Source organism: Pseudomonas sp. AP42, from assembly GCF_001728935.1.
Lineage (GTDB): Bacteria > Pseudomonadota > Gammaproteobacteria > Pseudomonadales > Pseudomonadaceae > Aquipseudomonas > Aquipseudomonas lactis.
The window spans coordinates 32,901-54,241 of the sequence record NZ_LYSO01000034.1; the positions used below are offsets into that span (position 1 = coordinate 32,901).

At 59.8% G+C, this 21,341-nt stretch carries 26 protein-coding genes; 15 read left to right on the forward strand and 11 right to left on the reverse strand.

Annotation, left to right across the window (positions count from 1 at the left end; all coding sequences use genetic code 11):
- Window positions 1-57 precede the first annotated feature (57 nt).
- The 6 genes from A7K61_RS14605 to A7K61_RS14630 all read right to left on the reverse strand — a co-directional run bounded on the left by A7K61_RS14605 (window position 58) and on the right by A7K61_RS14630 (window position 5,061).
- Complete coding sequence (locus A7K61_RS14605) at window positions 58-1,551, reverse strand: RNA polymerase factor sigma-54 (protein WP_003188580.1); 1,494 nt, start codon at window positions 1,549-1,551, stop codon at window positions 58-60.
- A 184-nt stretch (window positions 1,552-1,735) separates the two neighbouring features.
- Window positions 1,736-2,461, reverse strand: a complete 726-nt coding sequence (lptB, locus tag A7K61_RS14610; protein WP_044271639.1) for an LPS export ABC transporter ATP-binding protein — start codon at window positions 2,459-2,461, stop codon at window positions 1,736-1,738.
- Window positions 2,461-2,994 (reverse strand): lipopolysaccharide transport periplasmic protein LptA, encoded by a 534-nt coding sequence (gene lptA, locus A7K61_RS14615; protein ID WP_003188584.1) that lies wholly within the window; start codon window positions 2,992-2,994, stop codon window positions 2,461-2,463. Before lptA ends, lptB begins: the two co-directional genes overlap by 1 nt.
- Window positions 2,981-3,553, reverse strand: coding sequence for an LPS export ABC transporter periplasmic protein LptC (gene lptC / locus A7K61_RS14620; RefSeq protein WP_014716937.1), 573 nt, complete (start codon window positions 3,551-3,553; stop codon window positions 2,981-2,983). Before lptC ends, lptA begins: the two co-directional genes overlap by 14 nt.
- A gap of 8 nt (window positions 3,554-3,561) precedes the next feature.
- Window positions 3,562-4,086, reverse strand: coding sequence for an HAD family hydrolase (locus tag A7K61_RS14625; protein WP_003188588.1), 525 nt, complete (start codon window positions 4,084-4,086; stop codon window positions 3,562-3,564).
- Window positions 4,087-5,061: a KpsF/GutQ family sugar-phosphate isomerase gene (locus tag A7K61_RS14630; RefSeq protein WP_032893550.1), complete on the reverse strand. Its 975-nt coding sequence runs from the start codon at window positions 5,059-5,061 to the stop codon at window positions 4,087-4,089.
- A gap of 310 nt (window positions 5,062-5,371) precedes the next feature.
- On the opposite strand from A7K61_RS14630, the gene A7K61_RS14635 reads away from it, so the two are divergent.
- From A7K61_RS14635 to hisC, 10 genes are all read left to right on the forward strand, one after another.
- Complete coding sequence (locus tag A7K61_RS14635; RefSeq protein ID WP_003188590.1) at window positions 5,372-6,181, forward strand: ATP-binding cassette domain-containing protein; 810 nt, start codon at window positions 5,372-5,374, stop codon at window positions 6,179-6,181.
- A complete protein-coding gene (gene mlaE / locus A7K61_RS14640) occupies window positions 6,181-6,978 on the forward strand; it encodes a lipid asymmetry maintenance ABC transporter permease subunit MlaE (protein ID WP_003188592.1) in 798 nt (265 codons plus the stop codon). The genes A7K61_RS14635 and mlaE overlap by 1 nt, the downstream gene beginning before the upstream one ends.
- The gene (gene mlaD / locus A7K61_RS14645) at window positions 6,978-7,445 is read left to right on the forward strand and encodes an outer membrane lipid asymmetry maintenance protein MlaD (RefSeq protein ID WP_003188593.1); all 468 of its coding nucleotides are present in this window, start codon (window positions 6,978-6,980) and stop codon (window positions 7,443-7,445) included. The genes mlaE and mlaD overlap by 1 nt, the downstream gene beginning before the upstream one ends.
- Window positions 7,446-7,456: 11 nt before the next feature.
- Window positions 7,457-8,104 (forward strand): phospholipid-binding protein MlaC, encoded by a 648-nt coding sequence (locus tag A7K61_RS14650; protein WP_044271644.1) that lies wholly within the window; start codon window positions 7,457-7,459, stop codon window positions 8,102-8,104.
- Window positions 8,101-8,406 (forward strand): lipid asymmetry maintenance protein MlaB, encoded by a 306-nt coding sequence (locus tag A7K61_RS14655; protein ID WP_003188596.1) that lies wholly within the window; start codon window positions 8,101-8,103, stop codon window positions 8,404-8,406. The genes A7K61_RS14650 and A7K61_RS14655 overlap by 4 nt, the downstream gene beginning before the upstream one ends.
- A gap of 114 nt (window positions 8,407-8,520) precedes the next feature.
- Window positions 8,521-8,760 carry a BolA family protein gene (locus A7K61_RS14660; protein WP_003188597.1) on the forward strand — a complete coding sequence of 80 codons (240 nt, stop codon included), beginning with the start codon at window positions 8,521-8,523 and terminating at the stop codon, window positions 8,758-8,760.
- 23 nt (window positions 8,761-8,783) lie between these two features.
- Window positions 8,784-10,049 (forward strand): UDP-N-acetylglucosamine 1-carboxyvinyltransferase, encoded by a 1,266-nt coding sequence (gene murA, locus A7K61_RS14665; RefSeq protein ID WP_003188598.1) that lies wholly within the window; start codon window positions 8,784-8,786, stop codon window positions 10,047-10,049.
- 220 nt (window positions 10,050-10,269) lie between these two features.
- A complete protein-coding gene (gene hisG, locus A7K61_RS14670) occupies window positions 10,270-10,905 on the forward strand; it encodes an ATP phosphoribosyltransferase (protein ID WP_003188599.1) in 636 nt (211 codons plus the stop codon).
- Window positions 10,906-11,033: 128 nt separating this feature from the next.
- Entirely contained in the window at window positions 11,034-12,350 is a 1,317-nt protein-coding gene (gene hisD / locus A7K61_RS14675; RefSeq protein WP_003188601.1) for a histidinol dehydrogenase, read from the forward strand.
- A 3-nt stretch (window positions 12,351-12,353) separates the two neighbouring features.
- Window positions 12,354-13,406 (forward strand): histidinol-phosphate transaminase, encoded by a 1,053-nt coding sequence (gene hisC / locus A7K61_RS14680; protein WP_047712600.1) that lies wholly within the window; start codon window positions 12,354-12,356, stop codon window positions 13,404-13,406.
- Window positions 13,407-13,520: 114 nt separating this feature from the next.
- Here hisC and A7K61_RS14685 read toward each other — a convergent pair whose 3' ends face one another.
- The gene (locus tag A7K61_RS14685) at window positions 13,521-14,798 is read right to left on the reverse strand and encodes a uracil-xanthine permease family protein (protein ID WP_032893544.1); all 1,278 of its coding nucleotides are present in this window, start codon (window positions 14,796-14,798) and stop codon (window positions 13,521-13,523) included.
- Between the two features lie 2 nt (window positions 14,799-14,800).
- Window positions 14,801-15,439, reverse strand: a complete 639-nt coding sequence (gene upp, locus A7K61_RS14690; protein ID WP_003188608.1) for a uracil phosphoribosyltransferase — start codon at window positions 15,437-15,439, stop codon at window positions 14,801-14,803.
- Between the two features lie 164 nt (window positions 15,440-15,603).
- Here upp and A7K61_RS14695 point away from each other — a divergent pair, with 164 nt between their 5' ends.
- The 3 genes from A7K61_RS14695 to A7K61_RS14705 all read left to right on the forward strand — a co-directional run bounded on the left by A7K61_RS14695 (window position 15,604) and on the right by A7K61_RS14705 (window position 17,126).
- Window positions 15,604-16,161 (forward strand): hypoxanthine-guanine phosphoribosyltransferase, encoded by a 558-nt coding sequence (locus A7K61_RS14695; RefSeq protein WP_003188610.1) that lies wholly within the window; start codon window positions 15,604-15,606, stop codon window positions 16,159-16,161.
- A 3-nt stretch (window positions 16,162-16,164) separates the two neighbouring features.
- Window positions 16,165-16,632, forward strand: coding sequence for a WbuC family cupin fold metalloprotein (locus tag A7K61_RS14700; protein ID WP_044271656.1), 468 nt, complete (start codon window positions 16,165-16,167; stop codon window positions 16,630-16,632).
- A gap of 206 nt (window positions 16,633-16,838) precedes the next feature.
- Complete coding sequence (locus A7K61_RS14705) at window positions 16,839-17,126, forward strand: PA4642 family protein (RefSeq protein ID WP_032893541.1); 288 nt, start codon at window positions 16,839-16,841, stop codon at window positions 17,124-17,126.
- Between the two features lie 102 nt (window positions 17,127-17,228).
- On the opposite strand, the gene mqo is transcribed toward A7K61_RS14705, so the two are convergent.
- Window positions 17,229-18,767, reverse strand: a complete 1,539-nt coding sequence (gene mqo / locus A7K61_RS14710) for a malate dehydrogenase (quinone) (RefSeq protein WP_034134879.1) — start codon at window positions 18,765-18,767, stop codon at window positions 17,229-17,231.
- 728 nt (window positions 18,768-19,495) lie between these two features.
- Window positions 19,496-19,729 (reverse strand): hypothetical protein, encoded by a 234-nt coding sequence (locus tag A7K61_RS14715; protein ID WP_003188617.1) that lies wholly within the window; start codon window positions 19,727-19,729, stop codon window positions 19,496-19,498.
- A gap of 182 nt (window positions 19,730-19,911) precedes the next feature.
- Here A7K61_RS14715 and A7K61_RS14720 point away from each other — a divergent pair, with 182 nt between their 5' ends.
- Window positions 19,912-20,496 carry a YajG family lipoprotein gene (locus A7K61_RS14720; RefSeq protein WP_014716946.1) on the forward strand — a complete coding sequence of 195 codons (585 nt, stop codon included), beginning with the start codon at window positions 19,912-19,914 and terminating at the stop codon, window positions 20,494-20,496.
- A gap of 59 nt (window positions 20,497-20,555) precedes the next feature.
- Here A7K61_RS14720 and A7K61_RS14725 read toward each other — a convergent pair whose 3' ends face one another.
- A complete protein-coding gene (locus tag A7K61_RS14725; protein WP_003188620.1) occupies window positions 20,556-20,765 on the reverse strand; it encodes a hypothetical protein in 210 nt (69 codons plus the stop codon).
- Between the two features lie 182 nt (window positions 20,766-20,947).
- Here A7K61_RS14725 and A7K61_RS14730 point away from each other — a divergent pair, with 182 nt between their 5' ends.
- A complete protein-coding gene (locus tag A7K61_RS14730) occupies window positions 20,948-21,205 on the forward strand; it encodes a hypothetical protein (RefSeq protein ID WP_047712603.1) in 258 nt (85 codons plus the stop codon).
- Window positions 21,206-21,341: the final 136 nt, after the last annotated feature.

Consider the following 21,341-nt stretch of genomic DNA (forward strand, 5'->3'; position numbering starts at 1 on the left):
CCAGTGCATAAAGCGGTGGGCAGGAATACCCACCACTGGAACGCTGTGGCCCGCCCGTCACATCAAACGCTTACGCTCGCTGGAAGGCGCGATCCCTAGGGACTCGCGGTACTTGGCGACGGTTCGACGGGCGACCTGAATGCCTTGTGCCTCCAGTAAACCAGCGATCTTGCTGTCACTCAACGGCTTTTTCTGATTTTCCGCGGCAACCAGTTTTTTAATGATCGCGCGGATCGCCGTGGACGAGCATTCGCCGCCTTCGGAGGTGCTGACGTGGCTGGAGAAAAAGTATTTCAGCTCATAAATACCCCGCGGGGTATGCATGAATTTCTGCGTAGTGACCCGCGAAATCGTCGATTCATGCATGCCAACGGCTTCGGCGATGTCGTGCAGCACCAGAGGCTTCATGGCCTCGTCGCCGTATTCCAGGAAACCTCGCTGGTGTTCGACGATCTGGGTCGCGACTTTCATCAGGGTTTCGTTGCGGCTTTGCAGGCTCTTGATGAACCACCGCGCTTCCTGCAACTGGTTGCGCATGAAGGTGTTGTCGGCGCTGGTGTCAGCGCGGCGCACAAAACCGGCGTACTGCGGGTTGACCCGCAGGCGCGGTACCGACTCCTGGTTCAGCTCCACCAGCCAGCGTTCGTTGTCCTTGCGCACGATGACGTCGGGGACCACGTATTCGGCTTCGCTGGATTCGATCTGCGAGCCCGGACGCGGGTTGAGGCTTTGCACCAGCTCGATGACCTGGCGCAAGTCATCTTCCTTGAGCTTCATGCGGCGCATCAGTTGGCTGTAGTCACGACTGCCCAACAGGTCGATGTAGTCACTGACCAGGCGTTGCGCTTCGGTGAGCCATGGCGTCTTGGCCGGCAGTTGGCGCAGTTGCAGCAACAGGCACTCGCTGAGTGTGCGGGCACCGATGCCGGCGGGTTCGAATTGCTGGATGCGGTGCAGGACGGCTTCGATTTCGTCCAGTTCGATGTCCAGTTCCGGGTCGAAGGCCTCGAGGATCTCGTCGAGGGTTTCGTCCAGGTAGCCCTGGTTATTGATGCAATCGATCAGGGTGACCGCGATCAGGCGATCGGTATCGGACATCGGCGCCAGGTTCAGTTGCCACAACAAGTGGCTCTGCAGGCTCTCGCCCACCGACGTACGGGTGGTGAAGTCCCACTCGTCATCATCGTTGCTCGGCAGGCTGCTGGCGCTGGTCTGGTAGACGTCTTCCCACGCGGTGTCCACGGGAAGCTCGTTGGGAATGCGTTCGTTCCAGTCGCCTTCCTCCAGGTTATCCACCGTCGGGGCGGTTTCCTGATAGGAGGGTTCCTGCACGTCGGGATTGGGTTTTTGCTCGATGTTGTCGGCCAGCGGATCTGCGTTGTCGAAGTCGTCGCCTTCTTCCTGGCGTTCGAGCATCGGATTGGACTCCAGGGCCTCCTGGATTTCCTGTTGCAGGTCCAGGGTCGACAATTGGAGCAGGCGGATGGCCTGTTGCAGCTGCGGTGTCATCGTCAGCTGCTGGCCCATTCTCAGGACTAGCGATGGTTTCATGGCAGGGGCTTAACACCTTATTCGCCGGCGCAATGCGCCATCCACGACAGGGCGCGTGAGCGCCAAACATAAGCAAATTATATGCCTGATCTCGGGGCCTTTGCCTAGAGCGCGGTAACAATAAAAAAACCGAGGTTTCCATTGACTCCCGCGCGCTCCAGGGAAAAGCGCGATACCCCTGTGTTTACAGGCGGAACTCGTGACCCAGGTACACTTCCTTCACCAGCTCGTTAGCCAGGATCGTCTCGGCATCGCCTTCGGCAATCAGCTGACCATCGTTGACGATATAAGCGGTTTCGCAGATATCCAGGGTCTCGCGCACGTTGTGGTCCGTGATCAGCACCCCAATGCCCTTGGCCTTGAGGTGATGGATGATCTGCTTGATATCACCCACCGAAATCGGGTCGACACCGGCGAAGGGTTCATCCAGCAGGATGAATTTCGGCGCGGTCGCCAGGGCGCGGGCGATTTCCACGCGACGACGTTCACCACCGGACAAGCTCATGCCGAGGTTGTCGCGAATATGGTTGATGTGGAATTCCTGCAGCAGGCTTTCCAGCTCTTGGCGGCGGCCATCGCGATCGAGTTCCTTGCGGGTCTCGAGGATCGCCATGATGTTGTCGGCCACCGACAGTTTGCGGAAGATCGACGCCTCTTGGGGAAGATAGCCGATACCTGCCCGTGCACGACCGTGCATGGGTTGGTGGCTGACATCCAGGTCGTCGATCAATACGCGACCCTGGTCTGCCTGGACCAGCCCGACGATCATATAGAAGCAGGTGGTTTTGCCGGCACCGTTAGGGCCGAGCAAACCGACGATCTGGCCGCTCTCGATCGACAGGCTGACATCGCGTACCACCTGGCGGCTTTTATAGGCCTTGGCCAGGTGCTGGGCTTTCAGGGTTGCCATTACTCGGCCTTCTTCTTCGGCTGGATAACCATGTCGATGCGCGGGCGCGGTGCGGTGACCTTGTTGCCGTTGGCGCGACCGGCGTTGGCGATCTGCTTGACGGTGTCATAGGTGATCTTTTCACCTTCGGTCGAGTTGCCGTCGGGGCTCAGTACCTTGGCCTGGTCGATCAGCACGATACGATTCTGCTGGGCGTGATACTGGATGGTCTTGCCGTAGCCCTTCATCGGGCCGGTGTCGGTGGCGGACTGCTTCTGCTCGAAATAAGCCAGGTTGCCCACCGACGTCACCACGTCAATGTCGCCTGCGGGGGTGCGCGTCAGAGTCACCGTGTTACCGGTAATCTTCATCGAGCCCTGGGTGATGATCACGCCGCCGGTATAGGTGGCGACACCTTTCTTGTCATCGAGCTGTGCATCGTCAGCCGAAATATGGATCGGTTGCTGGCTATCGTTCGGCAGAGCCCAGGCGCTCACGCTTCCCAGTGCTGCGCCCAGACCGAGCAAAATAGGGAGGGTTTTAACGAGCCTCATACTGTCCTCTTACGTTCGATAGCAGGTGTATCCTGCTTTCTTTCAAATACGCTTTCATTCCCTTGCCAGTCGATACACCGCCAGCGCCGTCGATTCTAACGTCTTGCTCGGTCTGCGCATATTGCTTCTGTGGGAATACGGTCATGCGACTGCTGGTAATGATGGTGTCGCGGTTCTGCGCGTCTGTACGTGCGACGCGAACCGAGTCGATCAGTTCAACTTCGGTGCCGTCCGGGTTGACCTCGCCACGCTTGCTGGTGACGTGCCAGGGAAACTCGGTGCCGCGATACAGGTTCAGGTCCGGATTGGTCAGCAGGCTGACTTCGGAAGCCTTCAAGTGCTCGACCTTGTCCGATGTCATCTCATACTGCACCTTGCCGTCGGGCAGGTACTGAATGCTGTAGGCATTGGTGGCGTAATAGTCGATAAGGCCTTCGTCAACCTGCGCAACAGGCTTGTCGAGAAAGCGCTCCGGGCTGATATTCCAGTAGCCCACCGCCAGGAGCAGCGCGGCGATGACCCCGAATAACAGGAAGTTGCGAATCTTTTTGCTCAGCATATAACGCTCTATAGGTAGGCGGCGTGGGCCGCTTCAAGACTGCCCTGGGCACGCAGGATCAACTCGCAGAACTCGCGGGCGGCACCTTCGCCGCCACGGGCGGTGGTGATGCCATGGGCGTGTTCGCGCACAAACGCTGCGGCATTCGCGACGGCCATACCCAGGCCCACCCGGCGAATCACCGGCAGGTCTGGCAGGTCGTCGCCCAGATAGGCGACCTGTTCATAGCTTAGGTTGAGTTGGCCAAGAAGCTCGTCCAGTACCACCAGTTTATCCTCGCGGCCCTGATACAGGTGAGGAATACCGAGGTTTTGTGCGCGACGTTCCACAACCGGTGTTTTTCGACCGCTGATAATTGCGGTTTGCACGCCCGCTGCCATCAGCATCTTGATGCCTTGGCCGTCGAGGGTGTTGAAGGTCTTGAATTCGCTGCCGTCTTCGAGGAAGTACAGGCGGCCATCCGTCAGCACGCCGTCAACGTCGAAAATCGCCAGTTTGATGTTTTTACCGCGTTGCATCAGGTCGCTGGTCATTTACATCACTCCTGCGCGCAGCAAGTCGCCAAGGTTAAGGGCCCCGATCGGCCGATCATCGTGGTCGACCACTATAAGAGCACCTATCCGGTGGTCTTCCATGATTTTCAACGCTTCGGCCGCGAGCATTTCGGCGCGGGCGGTCTTGCCGTGAGGGGTCATCACGGCGTCGATGGTGGCGGTATGGATATCAATGGTGCGGTCCAGGGTGCGACGCAGGTCGCCGTCGGTGAATATCCCGGCCAGCCGGCCATCGGTCTCGACAATAGCGGTCATGCCCAAGCCCTTGCGGGTCATTTCCATCAGAGCATCCCGAAGCAGGGTACCGCGTGGAACGCTCGGCAGCTCGGCGCCGCTGTGCATCACGTTTTCCACTTTCAGCAACAGGCGGCGGCCCAGTGCGCCACCGGGATGGGAAAATGCGAAGTCTTCAGCGGTAAACCCGCGAGCCTCCAGCAGTGCCACTGCCAGGGCATCGCCCATTACCAGCGCAGCGGTGGTGGAGGAGGTGGGCGCCAGGTTCAGCGGGCAGGCCTCGTGGGCCACGTGCACGTTCAGGTTGACGTCGGCGGCCTTGGCCAGCGTTGACTCAGGGTTGCCTGTGAGGCTGATCATCTGGATGCCCAGGCGCTTGATCAGCGGCAACAGGGTCACGATTTCGTTCGTGGTACCGGAGTTGGACAGCGCCAAAATCACGTCATCCTTGGTGATCATGCCCATGTCGCCGTGGCTGGCTTCGGCCGGGTGCACGAAAAACGCCGTGGTCCCGGTGCTCGCCAGGGTCGCGGCGATCTTGTTGCCAATGTGGCCGGACTTGCCCATGCCGACCACCACAACGCGGCCCTTGCTGGCCAGAATCATCTCGCAGGCGCGCACGAAATCCGCGTCGATATGCGCCAGCAAGCCTTCTACGGCTTCAAGCTCAAGGCGTATGGTGCGTTGCGCGGATTGAATAAGGTCGCTGGATTGGCTCATGTCTGAAATCGTATAGCCTGACGAAAAGTCGGCGATTATAGCGGTAATGATCAATTCCCTCACACAAGTTCGTCAGGCTTTGTGCGCCGGATAACTGAAAAGCACCGTCGGTAACATAGCAAGCAACGTTTTTTCCCTGTCTCAAATCTGAACCAGCGCTGTTCCGGCCTTGGGCGCTCTGTACCAGCAGTGATATAGTTCGCCGCCAGTTCGGTCCGCCCAACCCATGTGCTCAACTATTGCGCATCTGTTGAAAACCAAAGTCGCACACATGGTGTCTGAGTGAAAGGCTGCATCCCAAGGAGATTAGATGAGTGCCGATAACGCCTACGCGGTCGAGCTGAAGGGCCTTACCTTCAAGCGCGGTACGCGCAGCATCTTCAATAACGTCGATATTCGCATTCCTCGCGGCAAGGTCACGGGCATCATGGGGCCTTCCGGTTGCGGCAAGACCACCCTGTTGCGCCTGATGGGCATGCAATTGCGCCCCAGTGCCGGGGAAGTGTGGGTCAACGGCCAGAACCTGCCGACGCTGTCGCGCAGCGATCTGTTCGATGCGCGCAAGCATATGGGCGTGCTGTTCCAGAGCGGCGCGCTGTTCACCGACCTCGATGTATTCGAGAACGTGGCCTTCCCGCTGCGCGTGCACACCCAACTGTCCGACGAGATGATTCGTGACATCGTGTTGCTGAAGCTGCAGGCCGTGGGCCTTCGCGGTGCCATCGACCTGATGCCAGACGAGTTGTCCGGCGGCATGAAGCGCCGTGTCGCCCTGGCACGGGCCATTGCCCTCGACCCACAGATCCTCATGTACGACGAGCCATTCGTGGGCCAGGACCCGATCGCCATGGGCGTGTTGGTGCGCCTGATCCGCCTGCTCAACGATGCATTGGGGATCACCAGTATCGTGGTGTCCCACGACCTGGCCGAAACCGCGAGCATTGCCGACTACCTCTATGTAGTAGGTGATGGCCAGGTGCTGGGGCAGGGTACGCCTGAAGAGTTGATGAACGCCGATAACCCGCGCATTCGCCAATTCATGACCGGCAACCCCGATGGCCCGGTGCCTTTTCACTTTCCGGCAGCGGACTACCGCTCAGATCTTCTGGGGAAGCGCTGATGCGCAAGACATCTCTTATCGAGAAGGTTCGCCTTTTCGGTCGCTCGGGCATCGACATCGTCGAAGTGCTGGGGCGTTCGACCATTTTCCTGTTCCACGCCTTGCTGGGGCGCGGCGGCATCGGCGGCGGCTTTGGCCTGCTGGTCAAGCAGCTGCACTCGGTGGGGGTGATGTCCCTGGTGATCATCGTGGTCTCCGGCGTGTTCATCGGCATGGTGCTGGCGCTGCAGGGTTTCAATATTCTGTCCAGCTACGGCTCGGAGCAGGCGGTAGGGCAGATGGTGGCCCTGACTCTGTTGCGTGAGCTTGGCCCGGTGGTCACCGCCTTGTTGTTCGCGGGGCGTGCAGGTTCGGCGCTGACTGCTGAAATCGGCAATATGAAGTCCACCGAGCAGCTGTCCAGCCTGGAAATGATCGGCGTGGACCCGCTCAAGTACATTGTTGCCCCGCGCCTGTGGGCCGGCTTCATTTCCCTGCCATTGCTGGCGATGATCTTCAGCGTGGTGGGTATCTGGGGCGGTTCGTGGGTGGCGGTTGACTGGCTGGGGGTCTACGACGGCTCCTACTGGGCCAACATGCAAAACAGCGTGACCTTCACCGGTGACGTGCTCAACGGCATCATAAAGAGCATTGTCTTTGCCTTTGTGGTGACCTGGATTGCCGTATTCCAAGGCTATGACTGCGAGCCCACTTCAGAGGGGATCAGCCGTGCCACTACCAAGACCGTTGTGTACGCCTCGCTGGCGGTACTGGGCCTTGACTTCATTTTGACCGCCTTGATGTTTGGAGATTTCTGATGCAAAACCGCACTGTGGAAATCGGTGTCGGCCTTTTCTTGCTGGCTGGCATCCTGGCTTTACTGTTGTTGGCCCTGCGAGTCAGCGGCCTTTCGGCCAGCCCTACCGCCGATACCTATAAACTTTACGCGTACTTCGACAATATCGCCGGTTTGACGGTCAGATCCAAAGTGACCATGGCCGGTGTCACCATCGGCAAGGTCACGGCAATCGATCTGGACCGCGACAGCTTTACCGGTCGGGTGACGATGCAACTGGACAAGAAGGTGGATAATCTGCCGACTGACTCCACAGCATCTATCCTCACTGCGGGGTTGCTGGGCGAGAAGTACATCGGTGTCAGCGTGGGCGGGGAAACAGCCCTGCTCAAGGATGGTTCGACCATCCACGACACACAGTCGTCGCTGGTGCTTGAAGACCTGATCGGAAAATTTTTGCTCAATACGGTCAATAAAGACGCCAAATGAGGAATCTGTTCATGATCTCTACCTTGCGACGTGGCCTGCTGGTACTGCTTGCAGCATTGCCGATGATGGCCAACGCGGCAGGTTCTGCCCACGATTTGGTGCAGGACACCACCAGCAGAATGCTGGCTGACCTCAAGGCTAACAAAGAACAGTACAAGCAAGACCCTTCCAAGTTCTACAGTGCGCTCGACGCCATCGTTGGCCCTGTGGTCGATGCTGAAGGTATTTCCAAAAGCATCATGACGGTCAAGTATTCGCGCAAGGCTACGCCTGCGCAGATGAAGACGTTCCAGGAGAACTTCAAGAAGGGCCTGTTCCAGTTCTACGGTAACGCCCTGCTGGAGTACAACAACCAGGGCATTATCGTTGACCCGGCCAAGGACGAGACTGGCGACCGTGCCGAAGTCGGGATGAAAGTCTCCGGCAGCAATGGCGCCGTGTACCCAGTGTCCTACACCCTGACGAAGATCGACGGCGAGTGGAAACTGCGCAACGTGATCATCAACGGTATCAACATCGGCAAGCTGTTCCGTGACCAGTTCGCTGACGCGATGCAGCGCAATGGCAACGACCTGGACAAGACCATCAATGGTTGGGCCGGTGAAGTGGCCAAGGCCAAGGAAGAAACCGACAAAGCTGCCGGGAAGCCTGCGCAATGACCGAGTCGGCTGTTCGTATCGGCGACGCCGGCGAGCTGTTCCTCAGCGGCGTGCTGGATTACCGCACCGGGCCTGACCTGCGCAAGCAGGGCCAGGCGCTGATCAAGGCCAGCAAGGCGCCAGAACTGGTGCTCGATTGCTCGGCGGTGACCAAGTCCAGCAGTGTCGGCCTGTCGTTGTTGCTGTGCTTCATGCGTGATGCCGAGGCGGCGAAAAAACCGGTCAGCATCCGTGCGTTGCCGGAAGACATGCGTGAAATTGCCGAAGTTTCCGGTTTGACCGAACTGCTGGCGCATCCTTAATACACATTATTAGAAAAGCCCCCCGTCAGAGTCCTGCTATGCGGGGTTCGCAGGCGCGGGGCTTTTTTGTATGATGTGCGACCCGTGCGCACTGGGCGCCGATAGAGGTTGAGCATGCAGGCCCTAGAAGTTAAGAGCTTCCTTGAAGGAAAGCTGCCGGAAACGACTGTAGAAGTTGAAGGCGAAGGCTGCAATTTCCAGCTGAACGTGATTAGCGATGAACTGGCGGCATTGAGCCCGGTCAAGCGTCAGCAGCAGATCTATGCCCATTTGAACCCATGGATCACCGATGGCAGCATCCATGCGGTCACTATGAAATTTTTCAGCCGCGCGGCCTGGGCCGAGCGCACCTGAGCCCCCAAGGCGTCGAGATTCTTATGGATAAATTGATTATTACCGGCGGTGCCCGCCTTGATGGCGAGATCCGCATTTCCGGTGCGAAAAACTCCGCCTTGCCGATCCTGGCAGCGACCCTGCTGTGCGATGGCCCGGTGACTGTGGCCAACCTGCCGCACCTGCACGACATCACCACCATGATCGAGCTGTTCGGTCGCATGGGCATTGAGCCGGTGATCGACGAGAAGCTGGCCGTCGAAATCGACCCACGCACCATCAAGACCCTGATCGCCCCGTACGAACTGGTGAAAACCATGCGTGCGTCGATCCTGGTGCTGGGCCCGATGGTTGCCCGTTTCGGCGAAGCCGAAGTGGCCTTGCCTGGCGGTTGCGCCATTGGTTCGCGTCCGGTCGACCTGCACATCCGTGGCCTTGAGGCCATGGGCGCAGTCATCGACGTCGAAGGCGGCTACATCAAGGCCAAGGCGCCAGAAGGCGGCCTGCGGGGCGCGAACTTCTTCTTTGATACCGTCAGTGTGACCGGTACCGAGAACATCATGATGGCTGCTGCCCTGGCCAACGGTCGCAGCGTGCTACAGAACGCCGCGCGCGAGCCGGAAGTGGTCGACCTGGCCAACTTCCTCAACGCCATGGGCGCGAAGGTTTCCGGCGCTGGTACCGACACCATCACTATTGATGGGGTAGAGCGTCTGCACACCGCCACCTACAAAGTCATGCCTGACCGCATCGAGACCGGCACCTACCTGGTTGCCGCTGCCGTGACCGGTGGCCGTGTGAAGGTCAAGGACACCGATCCGACCATCCTTGAAGCCGTCCTGGAAAAACTCAAGGAAGCCGGCGCAGAGATCACCACTGGCGAAGACTGGATCGAGCTGAACATGCACGGCAAGCGGCCAAAGGCTGTCAACGTGCGTACCGCTCCGTACCCGGCGTTCCCGACCGACATGCAAGCGCAGTTCATCTCCTTGAACGCCATTGCCGAAGGCACCGGTGCCGTGATCGAGACCATCTTCGAAAACCGCTTCATGCACGTGTATGAACTGCACCGCATGGGCGCCAAGATCCAGGTCGAAGGCAACACCGCCATCGTCACCGGCATCGACAAGCTCAAGGGCGCGCCAGTCATGGCCACCGACCTGCGTGCTTCCGCCAGCCTGGTAATCTCGGCACTGTGCGCCGAAGGCGACACCCTGATCGACCGCATCTACCACATAGACCGTGGTTACGAGTGCATCGAAGAGAAACTGCAGATGCTCGGCGCAAAAATCCGCCGCGTACCGGGCTAACCCCCACTGCACTGTAGGATGTAGGAGCGAGCTTGCTCGCGAAGAACTCATGGTCACCGCGTGACGTCTGAATAAACGCGTTATCGTTGACGTTCTTCGCGAGCAAGCTGGCTCCGACAAACACTGGTTTGTTTCAAATCGAGGCTGTCATGGCCTCGATCTGTGTCTGGCGCCGTTTGCGACCGGACAGCAATAGCCTGATGAAGGACTGACATTTCCCATGTTGACCATCGCACTGTCCAAGGGCCGCATCCTTGACGACACGTTGCCGCTTCTGGCTGAAGCGGGCATCGTGCCGACCGAGAATCCGGACAAGAGCCGCAAGCTGATCATCCCCACGACCCAGGACGACGTGCGCCTGTTGATCGTGCGGGCTACCGACGTGCCGACCTACGTTGAACATGGCGCCGCCGACCTGGGTGTCGCCGGCAAGGACGTGCTGATGGAATACGGCGGCCAGGGCCTGTACGAGCCCTTGGACCTTCGCATCGCGCTGTGCAAGCTGATGACCGCCGGCCGTGTCGGTGATGTCGAGCCCAAGGGGCGCTTACGGGTCGCCACCAAGTTCGTCAACGTTGCCAAGCGCTACTACGCCGAACAAGGTCGTCAGGTCGATATCATCAAGCTCTACGGCTCCATGGAGCTGGCACCGCTGATCGGCCTGGCCGACAAGATCATCGACGTGGTCGACACCGGCAACACCCTGCGTGCCAACGGTCTGGAACCCCAGGATTTCATCGCTGACATCAGCTCCCGCCTGATCGTCAACAAGGCATCGATGAAGATGCAGCACGCCCGTATCCAGGCGTTGATCGACACCCTGCGCAAGGCAGTGGAGTCTCGACACCGCGGTTGACTCACCCGCGTAGCTGAAAAGCTGCGCCCGTCTATCCGCCTCATAGCCAGAATTCTCAGGTGCCCAAGCGGAAACGACTGCTAGTTTAGGGCGCCTGAGTTTTTGCCAATTCTATTGAGGCCCTCGCTATGACCACGTCCACTGCAATTGCCCGACTCAACGCTGCCGACCCGGATTTCGCCCATCATCTGGATCATCTGCTGAGCTGGGAAAGCGTGTCTGACGACTCGGTCAACCAGCGGGTGCTCGACATCATCAAGGCCGTGCGTGAGCGCGGTGATGCGGCGCTGGTGGACTTCACCCGCCAGTTCGACGGCTTGGACGTAAAGTCCATGGCCGACCTGATCTTGCCGCGTGAACGCCTGGAGCTGGCGCTGACGCGCATCACCGCGCCACAGCGCGAAGCCCTGGAAGTGGCTGCGGCGCGGGTACGCAGCTATCACGAAAAACAGAAGCAGGACTCCTGGAGCTACACCGAGGCCGACGGCACGGTGCTGGGCCAGAAGGTCACGCCACTGGACCGCGCCGGCCTGTACGTGCCGGGCGGTAAGGCGTCGTATCCATCGTCGGTGTTGATGAATGCGATCCCGGCCAAAGTCGCCGGCGTGACCGAAGTGGTCATGGTGGTGCCGACCCCCCGTGGCGAAATCAACGAGCTGGTACTGGCTGCCGCCTGCATCGCCGGCGTCGACCGCGTGTTCACCATCGGTGGCGCCCAGGCCGTCGCGGCGCTGGCCTATGGCACCGAAAGCGTGCCGAAGGTCGACAAGGTGGTTGGCCCTGGCAATATCTACGTGGCGACGGCCAAGCGCCATGTATTTGGCCAGGTCGGTATCGACATGATCGCCGGCCCCTCGGAAATCCTCGTGGTGTGTGACGGCCAGACCGACCCGGACTGGATCGCCATGGACCTGTTCTCCCAGGCGGAGCACGATGAAGACGCCCAGGCGATCCTGGTCAGCCCCGATGCCGAGTTCCTCGACAAGGTCGCCGCCAGCATTAATAAGCTGCTGCCGACCATGGAGCGTGCCGAGATCATCGAGAAGTCGATCAACGGCCGTGGGGCGCTGATTCTGGTGCGTGACATGGAGCAGGCCATCGAAGTGGCCAACCGTATCGCACCGGAGCACCTTGAGCTGTCCGTAGCGGACCCACAGGCCTGGTTGCCGTCGATCCGTCACGCCGGGGCGATCTTCATGGGCCGCCACACCAGCGAAGCCCTGGGCGACTACTGCGCCGGCCCCAACCACGTGTTGCCGACCTCCGGCACTGCACGTTTCTCATCGCCGCTGGGGGTGTACGACTTCCAGAAGCGCTCGTCGATTATCTTCTGCTCGCCACAAGGCGCTTCCGAGCTGGGCAAGACCGCCTCGGTGCTGGCCCGTGGTGAATCCCTCAGCGCGCACGCACGCAGCGCCGAATACCGCATCGTCAAGGGAGAGTAAGGCATGAGCAAATTCTGGAGCCCTTTCGTCAAGGACCTGGTGCCTTACGTACCCGGTGAGCAACCGAAGCTGACCAAGCTGGTCAAGCTCAACACCAACGAAAACCCCTACGGCCCATCGCCCAAGGCGCTGGCGGCAATGCAGGCCGAGTTGAACGACAACTTGCGCCTGTACCCAGACCCCAACAGCGACCTGCTCAAGCAGGCCGTGGCCAGGTATTACGGGATCGACGCCGGCAAGGTGTTCCTGGGCAACGGTTCCGATGAAGTCCTGGCGCACATCTTCCATGGCCTGTTCCAGCACGATCTGCCGCTGTTGTTCCCGGATATCAGCTACAGCTTCTACCCGGTGTACTGCGGCCTGTACGGCATCACGTTCGACGCGGTGGCATTGGACGAGCAGTTCCAGATTCGCGCCGCTGACTATGCCAGGCCCAACGGCGGGATCATCTTCCCCAACCCGAACGCGCCCACCGGCTGCGTACTGGCGCTGGACGCGGTAGAGCAGATCCTCAAGGCCAGCCCGGATTCGGTGGTGGTGGTCGATGAAGCCTATATCGACTTCGGCGGCGAAACTGCCATCAGCCTGGTCGATCGTTACCCGAACCTGCTGGTGACCCAGACCCTGTCCAAATCGCGCTCACTGGCCGGTTTGCGCGTAGGCCTGGCCGTGGGCCACCCAGACCTGATCGAGGCGCTGGAGCGGGTCAAGAACAGCTTCAACTCCTACCCATTGGATCGGTTGGCGATTGTTGGCGCGGCGGCCGCGTTTGACGACCGTGAATACTTCGAGAAGACCACTCAGTGGGTGATCGACAGCCGCAACCAGGTCGTCGCGCAATTAGAGAGCAAGGGGTTTGAGGTGTTGCCGTCGGCGGCGAACTTCATCTTCGCGCGTCACCCGCGGCATGATGCTGCAGGGCTGGCCGCCAAGTTGCGTGAGCAAGGGGTGATTGTGCGGCACTTCAAGCAGGAGCGGATTGCCCAGTTCCTGCGGATCAGTATCGGGACGCCGGAGCAGAACCAGGCGCTGATCGACGGGCTCGGCGAGCTCTAATTTTTACAGGCTGTAAGGGCCTCATCGCGGGCAAGCCCGGCTCCCACAGGATGCTGCATTTCCCTGTGGGAGCCGGGCTTGCCCGCGATGAGGCCATCAGCTACACCAGAAAACTTAGATCAGCGGCTCATCATCCGGCTTCTTGTTCTTCCAGCCATCATTGCCCGGCAGCAGCAAGTTCAAGCCAATCGCTACCACCGCACACAGGGCAATGCCCTTGAGGCCGAAATCATCCGGGCCGGTGCCGGTACCCACCAGCACACCGCCAATCCCGAACACCAGCGTGACCGACACAATCACCAGGTTGCGCGCCTCGCCCAGGTCGATCTTGTGGCGAATCAGCGTGTTCATCCCCACCGCAGCAATCGAGCCGAACAGCAGGCACAGAATCCCGCCCATCACCGGCACGGGGATGCTCTGCAGCAGCGCGCCGAACTTGCCGATGAACGCCAGGCTGATGGCAAACACTGCCGCCCAGGTCATGATTTTCGGGTTGTAGTTCTTGGTCAGCATCACGGCGCCGGTCACTTCGGCGTAGGTGGTGTTCGGCGGGCCGCCAAACATGCCGGCAGCCGTGGTGGCGATACCGTCACCCAGCAGCGTGCGATGCAGGCCAGGCTTTTTCAGGTAATCGCGGCCGGTCACGCTGCCTACCGCAATCACGCCACCGATATGCTCGATCGCCGGGGCCAGGGCCACCGGGACGATAAACAGGATCGCCTGCCAGTTGAACTCCGGCGCGGTGAAGTGGGGCAGGGCGAACCACGGTGCGGCGGCGATTTTCGCCGTGTCGACCACACCAAAGTAGAACGACATGGCAAAGCCCACCAGCACGCCGGAAATGATCGGCACCAGGCGGAAAATGCCCTTGCCGAACACGGCCACGATCAAGGTGGTGAGCAGCGCGGGCATCGAGATCAGCATCGCGGTCTGATAATGGATCAACTCGGCACCGTCGCCGGACTTGCCCATGGCCATATTGGCGGCAATCGGCGCCATGGCCAGGCCGATCGAGATGATCACCGGGCCGATGACCACGGGCGGCAGCAGCCGGTCGATAAAACCGGTGCCCTTGACCTTCACGGCCAGGCCCAGGAACGTATAGACGAAACCCGCCGCCATCACCCCGCCCATGGTCGCCGCCAGGCCGAACTGGCCCTTGGCGAGAATGATCGGGGTGATGAACGCGAAGCTCGATGCCAGAAATACCGGCACCTGCCGCCCTGTCACCACCTGGAACAGCAACGTGCCCAGGCCTGCGGTAAACAGCGCGACGTTTGGATCAAGACCTGTGATCAGCGGCATCAACACCAGCGCGCCAAATGCTACGAAGAGCATTTGTGCGCCAGACAGGATCTGGCGCCAAAGCGGGTCGTTGAATTCATCCTGCATGCTCACGCGTCCTTCTGCTTGGTGCCGAAGATCTTGTCACCGGCATCGCCAAGGCCCGGGATGATGTAGCCGTGTTCGTTCAGGCGCTCATCGATGGATGCGGTGTAGATCTGTACATCCGGGTGGGCCTTCTCGACGGCGGCGATGCCTTCGGGCGCGGCCACCAGCACCATGGCGCGGATGTCCCGGCAACCGGCTTTTTTCAGCAGGTCGATGGTGGCAACCATGGAACTGCCGGTGGCGAGCATCGGGTCGATGATCATGGCCAGGCGTTCGTTGATTTCCGGGACGAGTTTTTCCAGGTAGGTGTGGGCCTGCAGGGTTTCTTCATTGCGGGCCACGCCCACGGCGCTGACCTTGGCGCCCGGAATCAGGCTGAGCACACCTTCAAGCATGCCGATACCGGCGCGCAGGATAGGGACGACGGTAATTTTCTTACCGGCGATTTTCTCCACCTGTACGGGACCGGCCCAACCGGGGATCTCGTAGGTTTCCAGGGGCAAATCCTTGGTGGCTTCGTAAGTGAGCAACGCTCCGACTTCCTGAGCAAGCTCACGGAAGTTCTTCGTGCTAATGTCGGCACGGCGCATAAGGCCGAGTTTGTGTCGGATCAGCGGGTGGCGGATCTCGCGAGTGGGCATAGGAAAGGCTCCGGCGGCGGGCAAAAAAACCGGCCTAGATTAATCTATCCGAGGGTGTTGTCCTATAGACATCAAGTACGTTAGTCCATAAAGGCTTGATTGGAGCGCACGAGAAGCGTACCTTCGCCCGCTTTTCTTGCCACAGCACCCCCTTGGAGAGCGCCATGTCTGCTGATCTCGAGCATATCCGTCAAATCATGCACGAGGCTGACTGCCTGTACACCGAAGCGCAAGTCGAAGCAGCGATCGCCAAGGTCGGCGCGCACATCACCCGCGAAATGGCCGACACCAACCCGGTGGTCTTCTGCGTGATGAACGGTGGCCTGATCTTCGCTGGCAAATTGCTCACTCATCTGCAGTTCCCGCTGGAAGCCTCTTACCTGCACGCCACCCGCTATCGCAATGAAACCAGCGGCGGTGACTTGTTCTGGAAGGCCAAACCGGAAGTGTCGTTCATCGACCGCGATGTGCTGATCATCGATGACATCCTCGATGAAGGTCACACCCTGGGTGCGATCATCGACTTCTGCAAACATGCCGGCGCACGCAAAGTGCACACCGCCGTGCTGATCGACAAAGACCACGACCGCAAGGCGCGCCCAGAGCTGAAAGCCGACTTTGTCGGGCTGCCGTGCGTCGACCGTTATATCTTCGGCTATGGCATGGACTACAAAGGCTACTGGCGTAACGCCAATGGCATCTACGCCGTTAAAGGAATGTAATTGATGGCCCGCTTTCTTGATCAGACGCTGTTTGCCGAGTTGGCCGAGAAAGCGGCCGCCAATCCCCGTGGCCGTCAAAACGTTAACTTCCATGAGATGCAAGAGCCTTGTCATCGCATGGCGGTCGGCTTGCAGCCCAGCACCTATGTGCAGCCGCACCGTCACCTGAGCGCCGATAAGGCGGAGACCTTGCTGGTGCTCAAAGGGCGCCTGGGTATCCTGATTTTCAGCGAGACAGGTGAGGTATTGAGCACGCGTGTATTGGAAGCGGGCGGGGAATGCCAGGGCGTCGACCTGTCGCCCGGCGTGTTCCATGGCCTGGTAGTGCTTGAGCCGGACAGCATCATGTTTGAATGCAAGGCTGGCCCTTACCGCGCTGTCGGTGAAGGTGAGCTGGCCGACTGGGCACCCCGGGAAGGCGCAGAAGGTATGGTCGAGTACCATCGCTGGATGCTTGCCCAGTTCGACTGAAATCCAAATGTGCCCTTCTGTAGGAGCGAGCTTGCTCGCGAAAAAAACGTCAACGCTACCGCGTGCTTTCTGAATAAACGCGGCGCCTTTGAGCTTTTCGCGAGCAAGCTCGCTCCTACAGGTATTAGGGTAAGCCCCCTCCCACATCCGGCGTCGCGCAGGTAGACTTCAAACCCCGTGTAAATGTCTGCAGGCTGGAGTCGGTAATGCGTAAAGATAAGAAACAGGTGATTGGCGACGAAATCGGTGACGACCAGATCAAGTTGTTCCTGGACTTCGAGCCGGTTGATGCGACGTCGCCGTCCCTGCACAAACTGATCAAGGCTTATCGCGGCCTGCGTATCGACGACTTCGAGCGTTTCCTGGGCTTTTTCAAAGAAGCAGGCCTGGACCTGGATGGCCAGGACGAGCATGGCCAGACCTTCGTCGACCTGATCAAGGACCAGCGCAACGCCGCCGAATACATCGAGCTGATCGACAACGCCCGCGGCTGATTATCCGAGCCACAAAAAACGCCCCGGCCTCATAAGAGTCCGGGGCGTTTTGCTTTTAACGGGAGGAGCGAGCTTGCTCGTGAAGAGCCCGGGAGCGCTGCGTTAATCCACTTGCGCTGCGTTATCGTTGACGTTTTTCGCGAGCGAGCTCGCGCCTACAGGGTCCACCAGCTCAAGGCTGATGTTGTTCTGCGTGTTGATCTTGCGATACAGCTCGGCGTCCGTCTCCAGCACTTTCTCGCGCGCCGGGAAGATCTCATGCAGCTTGGTGGCCCATTCACCGGCAGCTTTCTGCGGGAAGCAACGCTCGATCAACTCCAGCATGATCGAGACGGTCACCGAGGCGCCTGGGGAGGCACCCAACAGCGCCGCAAGCGAACCGTCCTTGGCTGCGACCAACTCGGTGCCGAATTGCAGCACGCCGCCTTTCTTCGGGTCTTTCTTGATGATCTGCACGCGCTGGCCGGCCACTTCCAGGCGCCAGTCTTCGGCTTTCGCCTCGGGGTAGAAGCGGCGCAGGGATTCCAGGCGCTGTTCCATGGACTGGCGCACTTCGCTGACCAGGTATTTGGTCAGGTCCATGTTGTCGCGGGCCACGGCCAGCATCGGGCCGATGTTGCCGGCGCGAATCGACATCGGCAGGTCAAGGAACGAGCCGTGCTTGAGGAACTTGGTGGTGAAGCCGGCGTATGGCCCGAACAGCAGGGATTTCTTGCCATCCACCACGCGGGTGTCCAGGTGTGGCACGGACATCGGTGGCGAGCCCACGGCTGCCTGGCTGTAGACCTTGGCCTGGTGCTGCTTGACCACTTCCGGGTTGTCGCAACGCAGCCACTGGCCGCTCACCGGGAAGCCGCCGAAGCCTTTGCTTTCTTCGATGCCCGAGGCCTGCAGCAACGGCAGCGCCGCACCGCCAGCGCCGAGGAACACAAACTTGGCATCGACGTCACGGCTGTTGCCGCTGTTGACGTCCTTGATGCTCACGGTCCAGCCAGCGCCGTTGCGCTTGAGGCCGGTCACGCGCTTGCAGTACTTGACCTGGGCGTCTGGCGAACTGGTCAGGTGGCCGAGCAGTTGGTTGGTCAGGGCGCCAAAGTTGACGTCGGTGCCGTTCATCACGCGGGTGGCGGCGATTTTTTCGTCGAGCGGGCGGCCCGGCATCATCAGCGGCATCCACTCGGCCATTTCGCTGCGGTCTTCGGTGTAGTGCATGTCCGAAAACGCGTGGTGCTGGCTGAGGGTCTCAAAGCGCTTCTTGAGGAAGGACACGCCTTTGTCGCCCTGCACGAAGCTCAGGTGCGGCACCGGGCTGATGAACGACTTGGACGAGCCAAAGGTGCCCTTCTTGGTCAGGTAAGCCCAGAACTGCTTCGACACCTCGAACTGGGTGTTGATGTGCACGGCTTTCTTGATGTCGATGGAGCCATCGGCGGCCTGCGGCGTGTAGTTCAGCTCACACAGCCCCGCGTGGCCGGTACCGGCGTTGTTCCACGGGTTGGAACTCTCCGCGGCACCCGAATCCATCAGCTCAACGACTTCCAGCGTGAGGCCGGGGTCGAGCTCTTTGAGCAGTACGGCCAGGGTGGCACTCATGATGCCGGCCCCTACCAGTACTACGTCGACTGCTTCGTTATGCGCCATTTAACGCGTCTCCAAAATCTGCAGCACCAAATTGTCGGCATGGCTGCCAGGAGTGACGGGGCGGTTCACGTGTTGCCCCAGGTTACCCATGGCCAGGATCGCCATGTCCGATTCGCAATTCTTTGCAACTTCAGCACACGCTTCCTGCCGGGCTAATCTGCCTATGAACGCATTCATGGGCGCCTGTGGCAATTCGACTTATGGTCAAAGCGTGCGATTCGTGCAACCAATCCGTAGCGGACAGGCTCAAGCTCCGGTTTTTGAGGCGTGCTCGGTCCTGTGTAATTGGGCTGTTCCAGACGCTGATGGTGCTTGTACAAACGCCAAACTATTCATTTGCTCGCCACACTCTTGTGAAGTTGTGAAAACCCGTTTTTTCACGCTCTTTTGAAGACGTGAACCTCAAAAAAGGGCTGCCCCAGCCTGGCACCTGGCCCGCAAACCTCTGCCGACACGCGGCAAAACGGGCAAACAACTCAAGTGGCCGAGCGCAATGGCAGCTCTGGCAGATTCGATAAAAGACGGGGTGGTTTGCAAAGGAAACAGCAAGCACGCCAGCTTCACTCGATCTGTGTGGGCGGCTCTCTGTGGGCGATTTTGGGGGCTAATGCCTGGGCATTAACGATGCTGCGAGGCCCGATCAGGAGACGTCCTTATAATCGGGGGGAGATTGTAGCGAAGAACGCCAGGGAAATGGGCGTGTTTTATGACTTTTATTAGGGCGCCGGTCAGGAGGCCAACGCTTGCCGGTGCCGTGGGCGAAAAACCTGCGGGCTGACCCGGGCGCTGGCGGGCAGTGGGCGGTGCATCCAGCCCAGGTGAGTCTCGGTCACTTCCACCCAGCCTTCACCGACGGGCGGCAGGCTGCACTGCTTGAAGGCCAGGCAATGACCGTGAGCATCGAGCAGGGCAAAGTGGCGATGACGGGCGTGCGACATGAACAGGGTCTTGAGAAGGCGCATGGCTGTGTACCTGGTGTGTTACATGCTTGAAGATTGCCAGTGTGGCATGACACTGGGGTGACGAATTTATGCGAATTTGTAATTTGCACAGCGGCTTCAGCCGCCGTTCAGGATCGCTGGTGAGTGGCGCGCGTGCACCGTTATACTGGCGACCTGTCTGCACCTAGTCCTGGAGAAATGCGATGTTGCAACGCCTGTTGTTCGGTTTGATCACTGTGACCAGTTTGACCCTTGTCGGCTGCGCCAACAGCCCGCAACAACTCAGCCCGCAACCTAAAGTCACTGCGCCGTTGGCTGCGGTAGGCCATGGCCAGCCGGTGTCGGTACGCGTGGTCGACGGTCGTCCGTCGCCAACCCTGGGCTCGCGTGGCGGCCTGTATCCTGAGACCGCACTGATTTCGGTGACCGGCCAGGATGTGCTGCCCAAGTTGCAGGCCCAGGCTGAAGCCGCCGTGCGCTTGTTGGGCTTTACGCCGACCAACTCGCCAGGCGTGCCGCAACTGACCGTGACCCTGGCCGAGCTGAAATACCAGTCGCCCAAAGACGGCCTGTATGTGACCGAGGCTTCCATCGGCGCCACCTTCAAGTCCGACGTCAGCGCCGGTACCCGCCGCTACAGTGGCCGCTACGCCGCCTCGCTCAACCAGCGTTTCGGCATGTCGCCCAACCAGGAAACCAACACCAAGCTGGTCAGCGACGTGCTCAGCGATGCCTTGACCCGTCTGTTCAAGGACCCAAGCATCGGTCAACTGCTCAGCGCGCAATAAGCCGCACACAAAAAACCGGGCTCATCGCTGAGCCCGGTTTTTTTGCGCCTGGCGTTTGGTCATGCCGCCGTATCGACATAAAAGTCCAGCATGCTCACACCGGTGAGCAAATCCAGCTCCGGCAGGTCGGCATGCTGGTGCCCGCCGAGGGCGCAATACACCAGCCAATGGCGGTCCTGAACGTTGAACGCGAGGCTGCCGATCAGCGCCTCCTGTTCCTCGCTCTGGGCGATCAGGTACAGCCGATCCTGGTTTTGCGCATGCAACATGACAAGCTCCTCAAGCGTCGAAGGGCAACAGAGTGGCTTGTTAAGGTGACGTTCAGGTGACGGCGTAAATTACTGGATACATTAGCCGTCCATGGGGAAGGAGCATTAAAGGCGCAGGAGGCGACTGTCGTTCAGGTGTGTATCTGGACTGATACCCGAACACTGGTTCACCGAGGTTTGCGATGGCGCTGCCCGCACTGCTCATTAATATTGTTGCCCTGTTGGTTGCCTGCTCGGGCGCCTGGGTGCTGTTCATCACCCGCCTGCATGCCCAGCGTGCAATGGCCGACCTGGCCCTGCGCAGCGAAGAGCGCGCTATCGACCAGCCGATGTTGTTTCTGGATACGCACACCGAACGGGCGCATCGTCTGGCGTACCGCGTCGGGTTCGCCTGCCTTGGCCTGGCCCTGGCCATCTCCTGGCTCAGCACCCACCTCTAATGCCACTGCAAAACCCAATGTGGGAGCGGGCTTGCCCGCGAAGGCGGTGTGTCAGCTAGTGAATCTTTAACTGAACCACCGCTATCGCAGCATAGTATCTACACAACGTTGTAAGCTGTCGCAGCAAACGGTAACC